Source organism: Paenibacillus sp. FSL R7-0333 (assembly GCF_038000365.1).
Classification (GTDB): Bacteria; Bacillota; Bacilli; order Paenibacillales; family Paenibacillaceae; genus Paenibacillus_AQ; species Paenibacillus_AQ silagei.
Genome location: NZ_JBBOBZ010000001.1, coordinates 1067624 through 1086838, shown reverse-complemented (window position 1 = coordinate 1086838; position 19215 = coordinate 1067624). Strand labels below are relative to the sequence as shown.

Here is a 19215-nt window from a genome sequence, read left to right as displayed (position 1 = left end):
TCGTGTGAAATTCCTTTCAATTTCAATCCACGCACTCGTACGGAGTGCGACGCTGATTGGAGCCTTGAAGAGAATGACCAGTACAATTTCAATCCACGCACTCGTACGGAGTGCGACACGGATTTAGTTTCATCCTCAATCAGCTTTTGACATTTCAATCCACGCACTCGTACGGAGTGCGCCGTTTTCGTAAAATATTTCTGCCATTCGTTGGTATTTCAATCCACGCACTCGTACGGAGTGCGACGTAGGCAACACAGGGAATTGCTCAAGCAAAAAGTATTTCAATCCACGCACTCGTACGGAGTGCGACAGCGGTGAACAGCATAACTTATGCTATTTTCATATTAATTCATTGTCGAACCCTTAACTTTATTCGTAAAAAGATATGTTTACAAACTTGACTTTTGAAAAATGATTACATTTCTATATACATTCGACAAATTCTGAGGTGCGAAACCCCCAGGGATTTCATGGGAGCTTGGCATTCGCACCTGCTCTCTGTTCCTATTTTACTCGATGGCTTATATTTTGCACTACAATAATAATTTCAGCACTGCGTTTCTCCTTGGATCAATGTACTCATTAGAGTGCGACGTTAAAGGTGCAGAGGGGTACGTTATTGAGCGTATTTCAATCCACGCACTCACACGGAGTGCGACCGCCGTTTCGCGTACGGACAAACCGTAGGTCCGGATTTCAATCCACGCACTCACACGGAGTGCGACTAACATGCCGTCCGGCGTGTTGAGCAGCGCGTTTGATTTCAATCCACGCACTCACACGGAGTGCGACTAGCTGGTCTGCGGCTCTGTCCGTGGAACCCCGATTTCAATCCACGCACTCACACGGAGTGCGACAGCGGAAAACAACATAACCTATACTTTTTCCGTATTAATTCATTATGTTTCGCCTTACTCTATTCTTGAAAAGGTATGCCTAAACCCTTGACATTTCAGCAATCTTCTCCATTTTTAAAAGTTTCGACAAATTCCGAGGTGCGAATCTCCCGGGGATTTCATGGGAGCTTGGCATTCGCACCTGCCTCAAAGCACTTCACGAAATTCCGAAATTTCCACGATTCCGTGGGGAAGATAGCTGGAGCAATCCATGTACACTGCGGTATCCACCGCGCCGAAATCTACTGGTTTGTCTCTTTGTTTGAACGGTCCCGATAACGAAAGACCTTTATACCCGCCGAGTAACAGGAAGCAACGCTCACGACTCCGCTCCATAATTATTTGGACATTATCCTTTAGTTGAATAACCTTTGGCTTGGTTTTTTCATCTATTTCATTTCTTTCAAGGACTGCTGCTAACTTAACATGTAACTGGGACAGCTTAATCGCTGTTCTCTCCTGAGCCGCTTGCAGATAGGTATGGATATCCTCCTTACAGAACATTTCCCCGGTATACTTACGTTCAGCCGGCAACATCTCTACCGCAACATTCTGAAAAAAGGGAGCAAGCGTCGTTGCATTGCCATTGTCCGGTGAGAGATATTGCAGCTTTTGAAGCTGAGTTAGTCTCAAATCTGTACCCTTGATCGGTACATCATCAACCAACAGCTTCGGCGCAAGCCTTCCCTCATCATTGGAGAGCAAGGCTCCCTTAATGGAGGAACCCGGAATATAGTAATCCGTACTGTCAGGATGATATGAATATGTCCCGTATTGATAAAAAGGGTAGATGATTTTAATCCTTTTCGCAGCAGCACTCTTGTCAGTTTCATCCGCTGAAATATACTTCACAAGCTGTTCGCTTTGAAAATCTCTGGCTGCCAAATACAATCCTTCATGATCCCTGGGTGACATGATGAGCGAGGACACCGTCTCCAAATGATATTTATATTTCTTGAATGACATCTCAGGAAGCCTCCTCCTTGTTTACCGGGTATAACAAGGCATTTCCAAACACAATATCCCTCGTAAACGCCGGAGATGTGATAGATTCTCCGGCATGGCCAACTCCCTCAGGTGCATATATGATACTCCCCTGTTCGATGAAGCTGATGAATTGGCCTTCATGATGGGCTTTGTCCCAGCCTCCCGGCGGATTATAGGGTCTACGCTCTGAAGTAAATAGCTTGAGGCTAGACTTCTCGAAGCTAATCTTTCCCGGCAGCAACATTCCCAGATTCAAATAATAACCAGCTGCATTCGATTCTACCCTCATCTCTTCTAGAACATCCTTTACGATGAATGTATTCAATCCTTGTGAGCCGCGCGCTCCGAGCACAAACTCGCCCGCCCTGTTGGCTTCGAGCTTCAACATATCAAGCAGCCTTTCTCCTTCAGTCCCTCTCTCTATCGCCATATACAACGAATATTCGCGTATCAATTCTTTCGTTTGTTCTGAACGAACCTCTTGTATAATCACTCCAGGCACCGAGAACAAGTCTGGATCAAGGCCCGGCAGGTTGAAACGTTTGCTGTCAATGGAGGCATGAATTTGCTGAGTGGGCTTACTGGATACATAGGGATAGATACAGGCTGCACGTTGAGGTTCGCTCATGATCTCCTCAAGCTGTGCTCTCTTCACATACAGCCGTTTCTTCACTGCCTTATAGATTCCCTTCCTATCCTTGCTATCCATACTCTGTCTGCTTAATTGATCCAGCAATTCCGTATGAGGAACCGGAAAATAGCCGCGCGGCAGGATATTGGATAACGTGAGAGGTACCGTATTCTCTCTAATACCTTGTACCAATTGAGTAGCTTCTGCGGAAGAATAGGTCTCTGAGAACCGGTGGATTAACGCTCCTAATACTTTCTGTGAATCTGGAAGTTGAGTTATTGCACCCTGCACATCCAGATCAATCCGGTAATATATCCAGTCAGCCATGCAAGGAGTCCTCCCTGATACATTCGACCTCTATCCGTCCATATCCCCTGCTCCCAGAGTTGCCCAAGCGATATATTCCTGAATTGAATTGGTCCAGCGCCGCTTGGATGAACTGCTTACTAAGAGCCAAGATAGACGAATTAGGTGTAGACCCTTCATTCAATACATCTAATTTCCCGAAATTATAGAACAGGATATCTCCGGTAAAAGCGACCCCTGGACGCACAGTTCTATATGTCCGGGGATTCGCAACAACCGAGGGTGAACTGGAACCGTCCTTAGTTGAAACACTTGTTTCTATGTTATTCTTGGAATCTATAGAGAACCAGTTCTCTTTATGTTTCTCTTCGTCGATCAGAAGAAGATCATTAAACAGCAGCTTCGGTGTGTCATTGAACCCTTCAATACCGAATAGGTACTCAGCGCTAGCCTTGTCAATAACCTTGTTGTACCTTTGCTGCATACGTTCAATTCGTTCCTTTTCTATGCCATATTTCTTACACTCTTCGCTACTTTCAGTTCTGAGCCTCTCTAAGTATTGTCTGTAAGCTTCCGCAATGATTGAACTATCTGCATGACCATCCAGCATTTCCCGAACAATCTGGCGCAAAGTCCCCTTGAGCGAAGAAGCCGGGATATAAGGCAAACCCTTCCCATTCGTCACAGTAAATAGATCGACACCACCAATTTCGAACGTAGACGGCGCCCCTCCAATGAACAGATTCGAGCGTGTTGTTACTTTGACTGAAATCTTTTGCCCTGTCATTTTATCTTTACTGTTCTCCATATGTCACTGTCCCCCTGACTTGTTATCAACCGATGGATGAGTTCTGAACTGAATCAACTGCTCTCTTAACTGATGGAAGATTAACAAAGAGTCTACATAATCCTGGTTCCAGAATTTCCTAGCCATTCGCAGAAAATTATCCTTATCAAAATATAGCCCAGGCGGGGCCTTATGCTCCTCTTTCCTCGTTTTTTCAAGAGCTTCAAACTCTTCCTTGGACCTCTCATCTGTAGCTTCAATCATCTCCACAATCCGTTTCAAATCATGGATAGTTTTGAAGCGGTGCAGCATAGAACTGGATAAACGCACCGTGCGGTACACCTCAACCGTTGATGGACTTTTGTTCTTAGCTCCATTTGTGCTCTTCTTTTCATTCTTGATGTTTTCAGGAGCAACACTATAATTCATATGCTCGACAAAAATACTTCGAAAGCTGTTACGTTCCTTCCATCCTCCAAGGTTTTTCTCGAACAAGTAACGTAATGTTTTGTTAAACACCGTGCTTCTAACCCGTTTGAGTTCAAAATCTTTGCTATTCTGAACTCTAGCCTTCGAGTCGGTACGCTGCATGACCTTAAATCTTGGATCGGAGAATAATAACAACAACCGGACATACTTCTCAAGCTGCCGCTGTTGTTCTACTCCGAATGAGAGCTTGGATTCTGGACGCCCTCCATCTTTTTTGACCATCACCTGTTTGAGCAGCGATTCCATCACAAGAAGCTCTGTCTCTCTTAATTTGTTATTATTGCTACCCAGATATTGCGGAATAACATGATAGAGCACTGCATTGCTGTATTTCATGGGGCTTTTACGTATTTCAGGATCAGTAATTTTATGAAGCAGTCCATAGAAAAAGTGATGCGCTGCAAAGCCCTCGTCCATCGCAACCTGTAGCCGTTTGACCTGTGTAACGAAATGCCCCCATTGGTTTTTGTCTGCATGTTTTTGCTTGAATTGCTCCAGCGGACTTTTCCCCTTATTTGTATTGCGCGAGGTGCGAGAAATGCCCGGCTTCGCTGATTCATCCTTAGGCAGATCGTAACGATACAGTACATGTTCGTTTATACTGATTTTCACACAATTCGAGGGAGCAATGCCCGCGAATGATTCTACACCCGGTTGACTTTTGGCATAATCAAGCTGCATCTGTACACGCTCATAGTAGTATCGGATAGGCTCACGATTGAAGGTGAACTCAACACCTATACTCACGGACAACGGCTGAAGCTGCTCCTGGCTTACTTCATTAATCTCCTGAAATTCCTGATTGATCTTCTTCAATATATCGGTGCACAGGTTAATGCCATCTAACAGCTTGGAGGTAGGGACAGCAAAGAAAATATCATCCCCTGCTATATACAGCGGAAATAGTCTGAATTCCCCATCATTGTCCCTATACTTCTTGGCAATTTCACTCAAATAATCAATGCTTATGTACTTAGATAGCAGCTCACTAACCTGCCTATACGTCTCATAGCTCTGAATCTGCTTGAACCGATCCCCCATCCCGTCAAGATCAGCCTTAATCACCGCAATCCGAAAATGGTTCTCGTTAAGCTCCTCTTGCTCCGAGTACAGCTTGTTGATGGTGTCAGAGAATACAGCAGGCTGTTCTGCACTGAGCGGCAGCACCCCGAATTCGAACTTCTCAGGAGAAGGGTGGAATCGGAATACCTTCTCCCGATTTTGCTCGATCATTGAATTTGTACAATCTTTTTCATTAAGTCTTTTTTTGCTCACACGAATCGCTTCTAATTGGTAGTGTTCGTTATTGCCGATGTCCGCCTGCAGAAAATATACATATTTCATGAACAGTTTCCCGCTGAATTTCTCGTAATAAATCTCAAATAAACCCTTCAGCTTAGCCGCAATCTCCCGCTCCGAAAGGTGGGTGACAAATATACACATCCCGGAGCATTTCAGCAATTCGCAGTCAATATGCCCGAAGAATTTCCCTTCTTCCCCGATCAAACCGATGTCCTTGTAGAATTGCTCGGAGATGAACCGGGAAGCCCCCATGATTTCCTTCAATGTTCCGCTATTGCTCTGTTTCTGCTGAATCTGGGCCTGAAGCACATCATACAGGAAGGATTGCACCTTATCCATTTGAACGGCAACCACGTATTGTTCCATACCTTATTCGCTCCCTCCCTTGCCGCTGAATAGCTCTGCATAAGCCCGATGCGGAAATAATAACGGATTATTGATTAACATTAATAGCTGGTTGAACTGAAAATTGAAGGTCAGAAGGGAGATATTCTTCCCTTTATTATCCACTACCTCATATTGCGCAAGTGAAGTATCTTTAAGTTTTTCTATTGTTTTCCCACTAAAATCGCTGTCCATTTCCGCATCATGAAAATTAAGACTTTTAAACCAGTCGAAAAGCGTACCCTCCGATTCATCATCTGTTCGATATGCAATCTCAATTTGCTCCTCTTGCCCAGCCCCCTTGGAAGCAAGCAGCGTGAAGTCAAAATGCTTTTTGATATCTTCATTGCAGTTTTCCCGCAATGCACAGAGGATGCGGAGCGGACGGGTGGATTTTTGGGACTTTACTCCTTTACCCTCACCTAAAATTATATCGGTAGCAAACCGGGCAATAGAACGATCAGAGGTTTTCAATAATTTAATACTTTTCGCCCAATTTTTAATATACTTGGGTTTTAGACTCTGGCTCTTGCATTCAATGACTGCCGCAATGGCCTCAATGGGAATAAACTTTATTCTGCCATAACGGAAAATATAAGGAGTATAGGTTTCATCCAGAATGGCAAAGTCAACTTCCTTCGACACCCTGCCAATCGAATCAATAATAAATACAGAAGACTCTATGACAAATTTCTTCGGAATCATCATCTCAAATAGCTGAGACCAGATCACCTCACGTTCAGAGCCAACTGTCGTACCATGCAGATCATGCTTCATGTAAAGTTGATTCACAATAGATTTCTCTACCTGCTTGTAATTCGCTGTCACATTGGTAATCATGGTGTTTTTTCTATCCAATTCTTCAGGAGATAATTCCTTTGTCACGGCTTCGCACTCCTTCGTTGATGTCCAATATTTTGAAACTACGAATAGTATATCACCCCTCCTGAAATTCCCATATAAAAAAAATGCTGTCTGAGCTTTAGCCCAAATAGCATTTGTTGTCACTTTTTATACTTTTCACCAATAGATCACATCCATCTGCCCACATCCAAAAGTAGAGTTCCTTCCAATATGTAAAATACGTGCAGCATTCAGCCAGGGAATGAATGGGGCCAGCTCCCCAGAGAAGGTTAATGACCCCAGCATACCACTCCAATCCAGGGATTCCTTCTTCCGGCTGGAGTATCTATGCATCTCATGCAAGAATAATCCCTTAGACTCGGGACTGATCTCACCCGCAAGCTCACACACCTTCGTCGCTGCCTCTGTGTTCATAGAACCGCCGTAACGCTCATTCAGCAACTGGATTCTTCTCGTAATACTTCGGATAATGGTAGGGAAATCGATATTCTGCACCAACATTCCCCCTCGACGAATACGAAGAGGCGTCACCAGATGCACAGAGCACCAGGAAGCAGGCTCTTGCAAAGCATGAACTGAAATATTCTCCGGGATCGCCGCATCCATATCCAGCTCACCTTTTCTCCAGATCCCCCCATACTGCTCCCCCTGCAAAATATCTGTAAGCTCAAACGGCTTACGTTCTGCTCCGATACCAAAACGCTGCGCTTGCACGAGGGAAGAAACAATCGGCTGCGCATAACGGATAGCATCACCTAAAAGGATCAGCTTGAAGCAAAGGAGATCGCCAGCAGCATATACCCTTCTCGGCCTAGGCGGCTCAATGATATAAGGATTCACGATATCCTGCCCCGCTCCACCCCATCGTCGATTCTCAAACACATACCTGTAGGATTCTGAAGAATGCTGAGTTAATGCCCACCCTGTCACACCATGAAGCGTTGAGCCAAGGAAGGCGGGCAAGCGAGCATTCTCCTTAGCTCTAAGCCGAATAAGTAACGGTAAGTATTCTAGCGAGAAGATAGGGGCTCTTGTGTTCATACTGTACTCCATTTCTGATTGTGGCTAAAAGGTGTTAAAGATTTGAACAGTTCATCCATTCAAATTCACACACTCCATAGGGAGTGCGACCTGGACGTCACCATGCAAATACGGACTATCATTATATTTCAATCCGCACACTCCATACGGAGTGCGACGTCTGATATCTGCTCCTCTGTTAGTTTATTCATGGATTTCAATCCACACATTCCATACGGAGTGCGACGATTATGAGTGTTCCGTCTGATCAAACAAAGTATATTTCAATCAACACACTCCATACGGAGTGCGACACGATCAGCATATCCCTTGCGGACCATTCCTGGAGATTTCAATCCACACACTCCATACGGAGTGCGACGCTAAACGCCTGCTTCACCTCCGGCCCGCCTCTGGCATTTCAATCCACACACTCCATACGGAGTGCGACCTTCTCAGCCTGGATGCCGTTCCGTGTGTACTTGATTTCAATCCACGCACTCCATACGGAGTGCGACTGTACCGTTCGATCAACTCCGGCAGCGGGATGAGATTTCAATCCACACACTCCATACGGAGTGCGACCGTTTGTCAGCAGCTCCCCGCGCGTTAGCTTGTCATTTCAATCCACACACTCCATACGGAGTGCGACGGCCCTCAACTTCTCTCCTGATGCAATGTTCCAAATTTCAATCCACACACTCCATACGGAGTGCGACAGCGGAAAACAGCATAACTTATGCTTTTCCAGTATTAATTCACTCTCTTTCCTCTAACTCTATTCTCAAAAAAACATATGTTAACCTTTGACTTTTCAAGTACTATCATATTTCCGTAGAGTTTCGACAAATTCTGAGGTGCGAAACTCCCGGGGATTTCATGGGAGCTTGGCATTCGCACCTACCTTCGTTCCTATTTTACTCTATGGCTAATATTCTGCAAGACAATAATACATTCAGTACTGCACTACTCCTTGAACCAATGCACTCGTAAAAAGTAATACTTTGAGAACAGACTTCAAAGGAAAATCGTGTACATTATTTCAATCACGTACTCTCATAGATGGATCGTTATTAGATCACGTATGGCCTTTTGTGAGTAGCATTTTATTTCAATCCATGCAATCGTATAGAGTGCGACCAACATTCTCTCGCGCATCTGAAAACGCGACGATATTTCAATCCACGCACTCGCATAGAGTGCGACCTGGCTGCTGTGGTGATCCCTGCGGGCTTAATCCAAATTTCAATCCACGCACTCGCATAGAGTGCGACACCTATAGATCTCCTATGGACACATCAAATGAGTTATTTCAATCCACGCACTCACATAGAGTGCGACCTGACGCTGCCGCAGCGCTTGCAGGCCAATAGGACATTTCAATCCACGCACTCACATAGAGTGCGACCATCTTGCCCGACCACTCTAAACCGATCATATCCAGATTTCAATCCACGCACTCACATAGAGTGCGACTTGGACTGACGGGATCGGCTACAAATGACGCTACAGATTTCAATCCACGCACTCACATAGAGTGCGACAGCGGAAAACAGCATAATCTATGCTTTTCCCGTATTAATTCTCTATGTTTCCTCTAACTCTAATCTTGATAAGATATACATCAACCCTTGACTTCTCAGGATTACTCACTGTTTGCTAGAGTTTCGACAAATACTGAGGTGCGAAACCCCTAGGGATTTCATGGGAGCTTGGCATTCGCACCAGCCCTCCCTCCTATCTTACTCCACCACTTATTTTCTGCAAACCAATTAGCTCACTCCTAGCTCAGAAGTCTATGTATTGTTGTTACTCCGCTCAGCCTTTTCGATAGCTTGTATAAAACTTAGCGTAGGATTCTCGGATCTGAAATGAACAGCTAACTCGGCCATACCTCCAGATTGCAGCCAATCCCAATAATCCAACGTATCTACATTTTCCAAGTAAAATCGCGATAACGCCTCAATTGGATTTATTTTATACAGAGCTTCAAAATCTGAATTGGGCATTGGATCATTTAACAGATACTCATTTTTCAGCTCATATAACACTGTAAAAATGCTATAATGATTAACGTTAACAATAGTATTTATAAACTGATTGCATCTTTTTGGTGTGTTTAAAATAATTTGCATGTCACTAATCAACGCTTTATCATCACAATTCAGGATCGCTATCAACTCTTGGGATGTAATATCAGGCTTGTCAGGTGCTTTTTCAATAATCATTGTCCAAGGTGGGTAAGCGCCCATTTTGAAAACCTTAATCGCATCCGTAACATGACAACCGATGGTCTGCCATTTACGCCCCAGTGCATCAATGAGGTGATAGTAGTGAATATTATCAGGTAATCCTTGAAGTTCTGGCCACACTATGTTTTTACGGAAAATTTCAAGAATAGCTTGAGTGTTAAGCTTACGAGAGCGACGTTTGGGCATAGAGCATCCTCCATTTGATTGCCTCAAGGGAACTGCACGTTTAAAGTTCAACCTCTATATCAACAATATACATTATGCACCTTTAAAGTGCAACCATTTTTATTTAGGAGGTCCCCTATGGAATTTGATAAATATACGCTCCATTGTAAACTCGACCAAATTTTAAAGGCACACAATATCTCAGTACTAAAATTGTCCAATGAGATTGGGCATCGGAGAACAACCATAATGGAACTAGTACATAACACCAACATGGACAAGAAGAAGATATCGGCAGAGTTGATCATGAAGTTGTGTCTTTATTTTGAAGTCAGCCCTAACGACTTATTTGAGGTACGCCGAAAGAAATAGGATAGGATTTTATAAAAAAAAGCACTGAGTCCTGCGGCTGCGCAGATATTCAGTGCTTTTACTTATGAGCAGGAGCTAACAAGAATCCTGTAAGTCAGATAAACAAAAAGCTGGGACCCAACCGTATTCGTTATTATCCGTTTTACAGTAAGTCCAATCATTTAAGTGCTTTAACCCCCAAAGTATTTCCCCTTGAGATTTAAATCCACGCACTCATGTAGAGTGCGACACATTAACATCGCCGTACGGCTGCACCTGATGCCATTTCAATCCACGCACTCGTGTAGAGTGCGACATCCATGAGCAGCCGAATCCCCTTGACCCCCATATTTCAATCCATGCACTCGTGTAGAGTGCGACTAATATTATTAATCTATCAGATAAGTTTTTACCGATTTCAATCCACGCACTCGTGTAGAGTGCGACTTTCAAGGGCCTGTCCTGGCCGACAAGCCCTTAAGATTTCAATCCACGCACTCGTGTAGAGTGCGACACCAATACGCCGGATTACATCCAAGTGGATTGGTCATTTCAATCCACGCACTCGTGTAGAGTGCGACCAATCATGAGCTTAGATGGGGAGGCGATACCGAAATTTCAATCCACGCACTCGTGTAGAGTGCGACAGCGACAAAGAGCATAACCACTGCATTTCACACATCGTTTTACTTCTTTTCCCTTAATATTATATCAGAAGAGTATGAATCACACCTTGACATTCAACTAGCACTATCAACCTGTCAGGAATTCGACAAATTCCGAGGTGCGAAACCCCCAGGGATTTCATGGGAGCTTGGCATTCGCACCGATTCTCTTTTTCTATTTTAATTCATCGCAAGTAATTCTGCATAACTATAAATCTCTCAATATTGTAGTTTTTTTGTTGTGTGTAAGGTGTTACATGTTCATCAATCCATTCTATATACTAAGGGTCGTACAGGTAATTATTAAGCTGAAACACAGGATGAGGAAGGGAATTTAACTTGATGAAAAAACTAATAGTAAGGTCCGTAGGTATGGTTGCCCTTTTAAGCTACATAGTGGGGTGTACTGATCCTTCTCAACTTCAAACTGCGGAGGCGAAAGCAGCGCCATCCCATACCCCAAAACCAGAGGCCAAAGTAAATAACATCAATGCACTAATTCCGGCAGGTTGGCACATTTTAGAGCCTGTCCTGGGAGAAAAGGCTATCGCCAAAGGAGATTTGAATAAAGACGGGATCTCAGATCTCGCAACGGTCATTGAGAAGGATACGGTTAAGGACGAGGCGTCTCCACGGTCACTCTTAATCGCATTTGGCGGCAAAAATAATACGTACACCCTATCCATCATCGCCGAAAATGTCATTTTGCGAGCGGATGAAGGCGGAGTTTGGGGCGATCCTTTTGAGAGCATTACTATTAATAGGGGATCTGTATTGGTTAGCGATTATGGGGGGAGCAACTGGAGATGGTATAACAAATATAGATTCCGCTACCAGGATCATGATTGGTTTTTGATCGGAGCAACAAGCGGAAGCTACTTCACAGGAGCAACTACCATGGATCAAGCGGACGAGGATGATATCAATTTTTTGACCGGACGATTTGTAGAGAGGAGAACGGACGAACAAGGAAATACCACAACGAAAAAAGGAACTCGGAGGAAAAAGCCTTTGATCCGCCTAACGGAGTTTAACCCGGAAAACGTGCAATAACCGAGGGACCCTAGCAAAACAAAGCGGACAACGCAGTTCTACTCAAGCGTGGTCCGCTTTATTGTGCTAACTAACCATTTTGCCGCATCCAGAAGGTCTTTCGCGATGTAATCTGGTTCTGCTTGCTCATACCACAGGTGACGGTACTTATTCAAAGACTGCAGCCCCCAGCCTGTCTCTACCAGAATTCTTCTGGCCCCCACTGCTGCGGCTGCAAGCATATCAGTTGAACCCACATCGCCAATCACAGCACACCGGGTTAAATCTAATCCATGATCGGTTGCCGCTTGCAGAAGCATCCCAGGTTGCGGTTTGTGGCATACACAGCCGTCTTCAGGCTCATGTGGACATATGTATGCGGAGTAGAATCCGTAACTGTCAAATTCATTCCTAAAGTCTAATTCTGTAGCAAACCCTTTAGATATGTTGTGTTGGTTCGTTAGGGCGATGATTGGGATTTCATATTTTTTGAATAATTGCAATGCTTCTAATGAGGATGGAAATAATTCAAAATTCCGGGGGTGAATGAAATGACCGTTCCCGCCCAAGGTTCCATCGCGATCCACAAATACAGCTTGAAGGGTCAAGCGGGTTCACCTCTTCTTCCTGAAGAATCCAAAGCCACAACTAAAATCAAAACAACGATTACAAAACCTCTCATGGACATCACCTCGTTAGATACTTCAATCCACGCACTAACGTAGAGTGCGACCGGGCATCGTCTGTAGCAATAGCCAACTGTTTATTTCAATCCACGCACTCACGTAGAGTGCGACTAAGTAAGACCATTAACGATAATATGGAGTTAAATTTCAATCCACGCACTCACGTAGAGTGCGACACTGCCAAAGGCAAGGTAACAGACATCATTACCATTTCAATCCACGCACTCACGTAGAGTGCGACACTGTCACCTTGACGGCTTCGGATGTTGGGCTAGATTTCAATCCACGCACTCACGTAGAGTGCGACGGAGCGCTGGCCCGGATACTGGGCAGGCATGGAGCATTTCAATCCACGCACTCACGTAGAGTGCGACGGAGTGGGATCTGCATATGATCGAGTTTGCGCAGGGATTTCAATCCACGCACTCACGTAGAGTGCGACCTCCGGGCGTGTACCTATTTACATCTATCACACTATTTCAATCCACGCACTCACGTAGAGTGCGACGATCATTGGGATGACTTCACTTGTGATCCATTTGCATTTCAATCCACGCACTCACGTAGAGTGCGACTTAGCCATCTTTGCCCGGTCACTCAGACCGATATTTCAATCCACGCACTCACGTAGAGTGCGACTAAGCCAATATATCCTTGACCTCTCTTCTTTCGTAATTTCAATCCACGCACTCACGTAGAGTGCGACAGCAATTTGTGACCATCAACAAGGAAAAAGGCATTATTTCAATCCACGCACTCACGTAGAGTGCGACCCAGCCGAGCCATGGGTAACGCCTATGCTTCTATTATTTCAATCCACGCACTCACGTAGAGTGCGACGTCTCGGCTCCGGCAACTCTCGGAAACGTTATATTATTTCAATCCACGCACTCACGTAGAGTGCGACCCAGCCGAGCCATGGGTAACGCCTATGCTTCTATTATTTCAATCCACGCACTCACGTAGAGTGCGACGCCGTTTGCATTAGGGCCAATCAGCGACATGCCATTTCAATCCACGCACTCACGTAGAGTGCGACAAAATGCCTCAGCAATCAACGGCTTAACAGCCTCATTTCAATCCACTCACTCACGTAGAGTGCGACCCCGCTGCATTCCCTGCGGCATCTCCGATATCCTATTTCAATCCACGCACTCACGTAGAGTGCGACAAATACTTCCTTCGCTTTATCCTCCACATCGGACAATTTCAATCCACGCACTCACGTAGAGTGCGACTTCCGTGCTGGATTATTTAAATAAAACGCAAAAATTTCAATCCACGCACTCACGTAGAGTGCGACCTGCGGAGCAAGAGAGCTACCCTTGGGGACACTATTTCAATCCACGCACTCACGTAGAGTGCGACGGTCGGCATTCTCCGGCCTACGACTGTCAATATAATTTCAATCCACGCACTCACGTAGAGTGCGACGTGAGTCGCTGTACAGTACATTGCTGTATACGGAGATTTCAATCCACGCACTCACGTAGAGTGCGACTCGCTCAAAGGCGGTGTATTTGTGCTCCCTCTCAGATTTCAATCCACGCACTCACGTAGAGTGCGACGCACACTACCTCCGAAACTCAGCCTATTTCTAAATTTCAATCCACGCACTCACGTAGAGTGCGACAGCGAAAAACAGCATAAACCATGCTTTTCCAGTATTAATTCACTATCTGGCTCCTAATTCTATTCTTGAAAAGATATAAGACCACCCTTGACTTATCAAGACTACCCTCATATTTATAGACTTTCGACAAATTCTGAGGTGCGAAACTCCCGGGAATTTCATGGGAGCTTGACATTCGCACCGACTCTCTTTTCTATTTTAATCCATCGCAAGTCATTCTGCATGACGATAAATTAGTGTATATTCAGTAATTCCCACATAATCATTCCGTTCTCTATTCCGGTTCGTGTAAAATTTAATTTCTCCAAAACTCTGATAGATGGAATGTTATCGATAAGGCACTCGGCCACAATTTTTTGGACTTTTTTTGAAGATAAGACCATCATTAGAAAAATAATCTCATAATAAGCGCGTAGCAGCCAAAGACAGCAAGAACCAGAGCAGTTAATGTGAACTACCATCCACCTAAGAGGTGGCGGCTTCTTGGTCAATGAAGCTACTGCTCCAAGTTTACCCAAGCTCAAAGGCTAGTCCCTAGCCCAATCATTGCAATATCACATGGCTAGTTTCAGTAGGTTTTGAGCAGCGTTTACATCGCGATCATGATGCACATTACATTCTGGACAAGTCCACTCTCGCAAGGCGAGATTCTTCACCTCTGCGTTCTTATAACCGCAACAGGAGCAAAGCTGACTACTTGCATAGTGCTTAGGGGCAATAATAAGTTCTCTGCCATACCATTGAGCCTTATATTCAAGCATCGAACGGAACATACTCCAAGATACCTCGCTAATCGCTTTTGCAAGTTTGTGATTCTGCATCATATTCTTTACACGTAAGTCTTCCATCACGACGACTTGGTTTTCGTTTATCATTTTGGCAGACGTTTTATGCAAGAAGTCTTTACGCTGATTCGCTATTTTTTCATGTAGCTTGGCAACTTTCAGCCTAGCCTTATGACGGTTATGGCTTCCCTTCTTCTTCCGCGATACATCCTTTTGCAGCTTCGCTAATCGCTTTTCAGACGTACGCAAGTATTTAGGATTGGATATGATTTCGCCATTTGAAGTAATAGCAAAGTCTTTCAGCCCAAGATCAACGCCAATCTTCGTATGCATTTTGGGCAACTGGACGATATCCGTTTCAACCAATACGGAAGCATAATACTTTCCCGTTGGTGTTTTTGAAATCGTGCATGATTTGATCAGCCCCACGAATGGGCGGTGCAGCTTGATTTTGATGCCAGTTTTTAGCTTTGGAATCTTGAGATGTCCATCCTCTATAGCCACTGTTCCATTTTGGTTATTCGTTGTGAAGCTATGATTATTCGTCTTCTTGCTCTTGAATTTAGGAAATCCCGTTTTCTTATCCCGAAAAAAATTCTTATAAGCCTTGTCTAAATTCAGTTGTGTATTCGCTAAGGCAAGGCTATCGACTTCTTTCAGCCAGTCGAATTCCTTTTTGTATTGTGCGGGTGTATTCCTCAGCATCGTTTCCGTTTGCTTGTAATGTTCAATTTTATCTGCAAGCATTCTGTTGTAGATGAAGCGAACGCATCCGAACACTTTAGCGAAGTAGTGTTGTTGCCCATGGCTTGGATAGATACGGTATTTGTAGGCTTTCAGCAATGGCGATCACCCTTTCACACCTTGGTTTTCGATGTATTTTTGAATGACGTCTATTGGCGCTCCACCCGTTGTAAGCAAGCAATAGGAGCGTGACCAAAAAGCCTCTTTCCAAAGTGATTTTCGGAGGGTAGGAAACTCCTTCTTGATCAGCCTAGATGATGCACTCTTATAAGCGTTGAGAAATTTAGAAATGTCGGTATTAGGATGAGTTTTCATTAGGATATGAACGTGATCCCTGTCATGATTCCATTCCTGCAAAGTCACATTGTAAGTAGGCTGAATGTATGCAAATATCTCTTTCAGACGTTCGGATATTGGATCTGTAATTACTTTCCTACGATACTTGATGACTAGAATAAGGTGAAAATGAAGGGAGAACACTGAATGGTTATTTGAATCTAATTTCATTGATTTCACTGACCTTTCCAAGATACGACTGAATACTTTAATTATAGTATCTTAGGCGGTTAGAATCCATGTAGATTAGACCGTTTCCATTCATCCCCCACTTAAATAAAATAGGGTAATTCTGTCAACTGATGGTTAAATTCTCTGGATTCATCATATTTTAACACTCCCACCAAACGTAGTAGGTGCCTAGCAACTCTGTAAGCTGGTTGATCGTGGCAAGGCTGTCTTGCGAATATTCAGTGATCACAACACCCTGGATGAGCGGCATCGCGAGATAGAGCTTACTCAATACTGCCTGTTCCACTGGAAAAGCAGGCTTTGCCCGCGACACGCGAATTCGCCATGATTCCATGAGCAACTGCTCATACTCTTCCCGTGTGTCTGGATCACTATAAAGCAACTGCTCAATATGCGTATCCGTCATGATGGACAGCTTCGCCGCTTCAAATCCATCCTTATGTACTAAGCTGCCAACCAATTTCCTCATGATCGCGTTTACGCCGATGTTAGCAGGGGAAGTTTGCAAACGAGCTTCTTCCCATATGAGCCCGGTGACACGCTCACCAGCTTCCAGTGTGAACTGGAGACTTCCATTTGTATAGCTCATCGCTTCAAAAAGTTCGCCAGTCGAAATAGTCTGATAACCGCCGACAAATGCACTTCTGACCCAAGAGTCCAGATGATCTGCATGAAGAATTCCGTCCTTGTTCCTCAAGAGACTACGCTTTGATCCATCTATATAGTCCATAACATCAGTTGTACGAATATTCGCACGGGCTAGGATGTCAACGATCTCCTGTGAAAACACGGCCTCCCGCGTCCATTCATGATGATCCACGCCTGGAAGGGATTCTAACGTATGACTAAAAGGTGCATGTCCGATATCATGCAGCAATGCTGCTGCCCGCAACGTATGATTATCCGGCTCAAAATGCGCTGTAAGCGCAAATACACCTAACGTATGCTGTAAGCGGCTGAAGGTATGGTGGGTATTGATGAAAGAAGCTCCTCCGTGCCGAATGTAATGAAGCCGCCGCACCTTCTTGCTTCGGAGCAGTGCTTTTTCTTCATCAGTGAGCTGAATCCTGAGCTTCCATAGAGGTTCATAGATTTCATCTAAAGCACCATCAAGTCTTAACCGAAAGTCCATTCCAATGTTTCCTCCTGTGTTCTTAAATTCTAGATACGGACCAGTGAACAGTAGACGCAAACTGTGAAGTAGAAGTATTTATGAATTAGATTTCTCTTTGTACTTTGCCCAATTTATCCAAGAGATGCATAAAAGACCTAAAGTCATAATAAGAAATTGCATTGGACCTCGATTAATATCGAATACAATGACGATGCCAGCAGTGAGAGGTATTAATATAATACTAATTATGGAGATCCATTTATATATATTTTGATCTTCCTTCTTTTCGTTTTTCATATTTTTACCCCATTTTCAAATAAAGTAATTAACCTATTATATCATGCTAACTTGATCTGATGTCCACACACTGCGCAGTCCGAGTATGGGGCGTAGCAGAAAGGGAATTTTTTATGTACTCTACACCAGATACGGCCAGTGAACACTAGATGCTTATTAATCAGCAAAGAGGCCCCTCCACTCCCTGTGAGTAAAGAGGCCTCTTCGTGCGTAGGATCAGAACTGATTTGCAGCTAAGTTTTGTAGCAGGAGATTGTTATATTTAGTCGCATGTTTTTGCTCATCCAGAATAATGCCATACAGAGTATCCTTGTAAATGCCGTACGGAAGACCGAACCATATCTTTCGATATTTCTCAACAGCAGATAATTCACCTTGGAAGGCTTGTTGCAACCCGGCAATATAAGAATTAACATTATCCGGAGCTTCGTTGCTAACTCCTGTTACTTCATGTCCTGTTAATTCCTTATACATTTGTCGGAACATTTGATTATGTCCTCTTTCATCATTCCGAATAGAGGTAATCACTTCAACTTGTTCTTGGTTCGGGGCAAGTCTGATGAGTTGATCATAAAAAAGTTCATCATTTCGTTCACCTTGTACGGCATTCCTCATTAATTCAAGTGCTTCTTGAGTTGTAGTGGCCCAAACGGGGACGAATTGTGATCTACACCAATACGGATAAGGATACATCCTATGCATGAGCTAAACCTCCAGAAATGCAAATAATCACATCATCAATTATATGCACATAAGCCCAGAGTGTGATTATTTCGAAGAAAGGTTTAATGCACAGTTCCTATATTAACACTCCCACCAAACGTAGTAGGTGCCTGGATGAGCGGCATTCCAAGGTATCCTCCTGGGTTCTCCTTTATTTTTCAACCTCAAATATTGAATCGATGATGATTGGAAGATTGTCTCTAACCGAAACAGCTCCAAAGACTGAACGTGCATGTATCTACGATACACTTGTCCATTCCAATCGATCAGAAATTTCGCATACTAACTCGTAATCATACACTTATTTTCTGAATCTTCGAGCGGGATATTAAATATACCGGGCCCATTATTTCGATTGCGCCGTCTTTTACACGAAATCGCACTCTCCTGCTCTGCCGCATATACATCGATCTCCTCCGATAAGGGGAACAGGTAGCCTTGAACGAAAGAGGCGTAATCGCGTTTCGAATGAGATTCATAGGCAAACGGTTCAAAGCCCAACCCATCCTGAATCGTATCTGTTTCAACTGTATGGGCGACATTACGCGAGGTTACCCATTTGGCAGACATG

At 44.1% G+C, this 19215-nt stretch carries 15 protein-coding genes, 1 pseudogene and 4 CRISPR repeat arrays (1 of these 20 running past the window's edge); of the genes and pseudogenes, 2 read left to right on the top strand and 14 right to left on the bottom strand.

Annotation, left to right across the window (positions count from 1 at the left end; all coding sequences use genetic code 11):
* Positions 1-311: a CRISPR direct-repeat array (repeat unit 30 nt; unit sequence ATTTCAATCCACGCACTCGTACGGAGTGCG); it reaches 244 nt to the left of the window's first position.
* A 735-nt stretch (positions 312-1046) separates the two neighbouring features.
* The 7 genes from MKY86_RS04515 to MKY86_RS04485 all read right to left on the bottom strand — a co-directional run bounded on the left by MKY86_RS04515 (position 1047) and on the right by MKY86_RS04485 (position 10107).
* The gene (locus MKY86_RS04515; RefSeq protein WP_076079628.1) at positions 1047-1865 is read right to left on the bottom strand and encodes a hypothetical protein; all 819 of its coding nucleotides are present in this window, start codon (positions 1863-1865) and stop codon (positions 1047-1049) included.
* A 1-nt stretch (position 1866) separates the two neighbouring features.
* On the bottom strand, positions 1867-2844 hold the full coding sequence (locus tag MKY86_RS04510; RefSeq protein WP_076079627.1) for a hypothetical protein: 978 nt from the start codon (positions 2842-2844) through the stop codon (positions 1867-1869).
* Positions 2837-3631, bottom strand: coding sequence for an RAMP superfamily CRISPR-associated protein (locus MKY86_RS04505; protein ID WP_340826347.1), 795 nt, complete (start codon positions 3629-3631; stop codon positions 2837-2839). The genes MKY86_RS04510 and MKY86_RS04505 overlap by 8 nt, the downstream gene beginning before the upstream one ends.
* A 3-nt stretch (positions 3632-3634) precedes the next feature.
* A complete protein-coding gene (locus MKY86_RS04500; protein WP_076079626.1) occupies positions 3635-5767 on the bottom strand; it encodes a Cas10/Cmr2 second palm domain-containing protein in 2133 nt (710 codons plus the stop codon).
* Positions 5768-5770: 3 nt separating this feature from the next.
* The gene (locus MKY86_RS04495; RefSeq protein WP_083685181.1) at positions 5771-6670 is read right to left on the bottom strand and encodes a DUF6602 domain-containing protein; all 900 of its coding nucleotides are present in this window, start codon (positions 6668-6670) and stop codon (positions 5771-5773) included.
* Positions 6671-6805: 135 nt separating this feature from the next.
* On the bottom strand, positions 6806-7690 hold the full coding sequence (cas6, locus tag MKY86_RS04490) for a CRISPR system precrRNA processing endoribonuclease RAMP protein Cas6 (RefSeq protein ID WP_076079625.1): 885 nt from the start codon (positions 7688-7690) through the stop codon (positions 6806-6808).
* Between the two features lie 57 nt (positions 7691-7747).
* Positions 7748-8388: direct repeats of the CRISPR family, unit length 33 nt; unit sequence ATTTCAATCCACACACTCCATACGGAGTGCGAC.
* Positions 8389-9465: 1077 nt separating this feature from the next.
* On the bottom strand, positions 9466-10107 hold the full coding sequence (locus MKY86_RS04485; RefSeq protein ID WP_340826343.1) for a hypothetical protein: 642 nt from the start codon (positions 10105-10107) through the stop codon (positions 9466-9468).
* A gap of 117 nt (positions 10108-10224) precedes the next feature.
* Between MKY86_RS04485 and MKY86_RS04480 the strand changes: the two genes are divergently transcribed.
* The gene (locus tag MKY86_RS04480) at positions 10225-10458 is read left to right on the top strand and encodes a helix-turn-helix domain-containing protein (RefSeq protein ID WP_076079624.1); all 234 of its coding nucleotides are present in this window, start codon (positions 10225-10227) and stop codon (positions 10456-10458) included.
* A 197-nt stretch (positions 10459-10655) separates the two neighbouring features.
* Positions 10656-11084: direct repeats of the CRISPR family, unit length 32 nt; unit sequence ATTTCAATCCACGCACTCGTGTAGAGTGCGAC.
* A gap of 357 nt (positions 11085-11441) precedes the next feature.
* Entirely contained in the window at positions 11442-12155 is a 714-nt protein-coding gene (locus tag MKY86_RS04475) for a hypothetical protein (protein ID WP_143803734.1), read from the top strand.
* A gap of 38 nt (positions 12156-12193) precedes the next feature.
* Here MKY86_RS04475 and MKY86_RS04470 read toward each other — a convergent pair whose 3' ends face one another.
* From MKY86_RS04470 to MKY86_RS04440, 7 genes and pseudogenes are all read right to left on the bottom strand, one after another.
* Positions 12194-12742, bottom strand: coding sequence for an HAD-IIIA family hydrolase (locus tag MKY86_RS04470; protein WP_076079622.1), 549 nt, complete (start codon positions 12740-12742; stop codon positions 12194-12196).
* 93 nt (positions 12743-12835) lie between these two features.
* Positions 12836-14453: direct repeats of the CRISPR family, unit length 32 nt; unit sequence ATTTCAATCCACGCACTCACGTAGAGTGCGAC.
* A 554-nt stretch (positions 14454-15007) separates the two neighbouring features.
* Positions 15008-16081, bottom strand: coding sequence for an IS200/IS605 family element RNA-guided endonuclease TnpB (gene tnpB, locus MKY86_RS04465; protein WP_076079621.1), 1074 nt, complete (start codon positions 16079-16081; stop codon positions 15008-15010).
* Positions 16082-16087: 6 nt separating this feature from the next.
* Positions 16088-16489, bottom strand: a complete 402-nt coding sequence (gene tnpA / locus MKY86_RS04460) for an IS200/IS605 family transposase (protein WP_143803733.1) — start codon at positions 16487-16489, stop codon at positions 16088-16090.
* A gap of 160 nt (positions 16490-16649) precedes the next feature.
* Positions 16650-17642 (bottom strand): HD domain-containing protein, encoded by a 993-nt coding sequence (locus MKY86_RS04455; RefSeq protein ID WP_076079619.1) that lies wholly within the window; start codon positions 17640-17642, stop codon positions 16650-16652.
* 495 nt (positions 17643-18137) lie between these two features.
* On the bottom strand, positions 18138-18623 hold the full coding sequence (locus MKY86_RS04450; RefSeq protein ID WP_340826338.1) for a ferritin-like domain-containing protein: 486 nt from the start codon (positions 18621-18623) through the stop codon (positions 18138-18140).
* 172 nt (positions 18624-18795) lie between these two features.
* Positions 18796-18882 (bottom strand): annotated as a pseudogene (locus MKY86_RS04445) (RidA family protein); the annotation flags it as partial.
* 44 nt (positions 18883-18926) lie between these two features.
* On the bottom strand, positions 18927-19214 hold the full coding sequence (locus MKY86_RS04440; protein WP_340826335.1) for a hypothetical protein: 288 nt from the start codon (positions 19212-19214) through the stop codon (positions 18927-18929).
* Between the last annotated feature and the right edge of the window lies 1 nt (position 19215).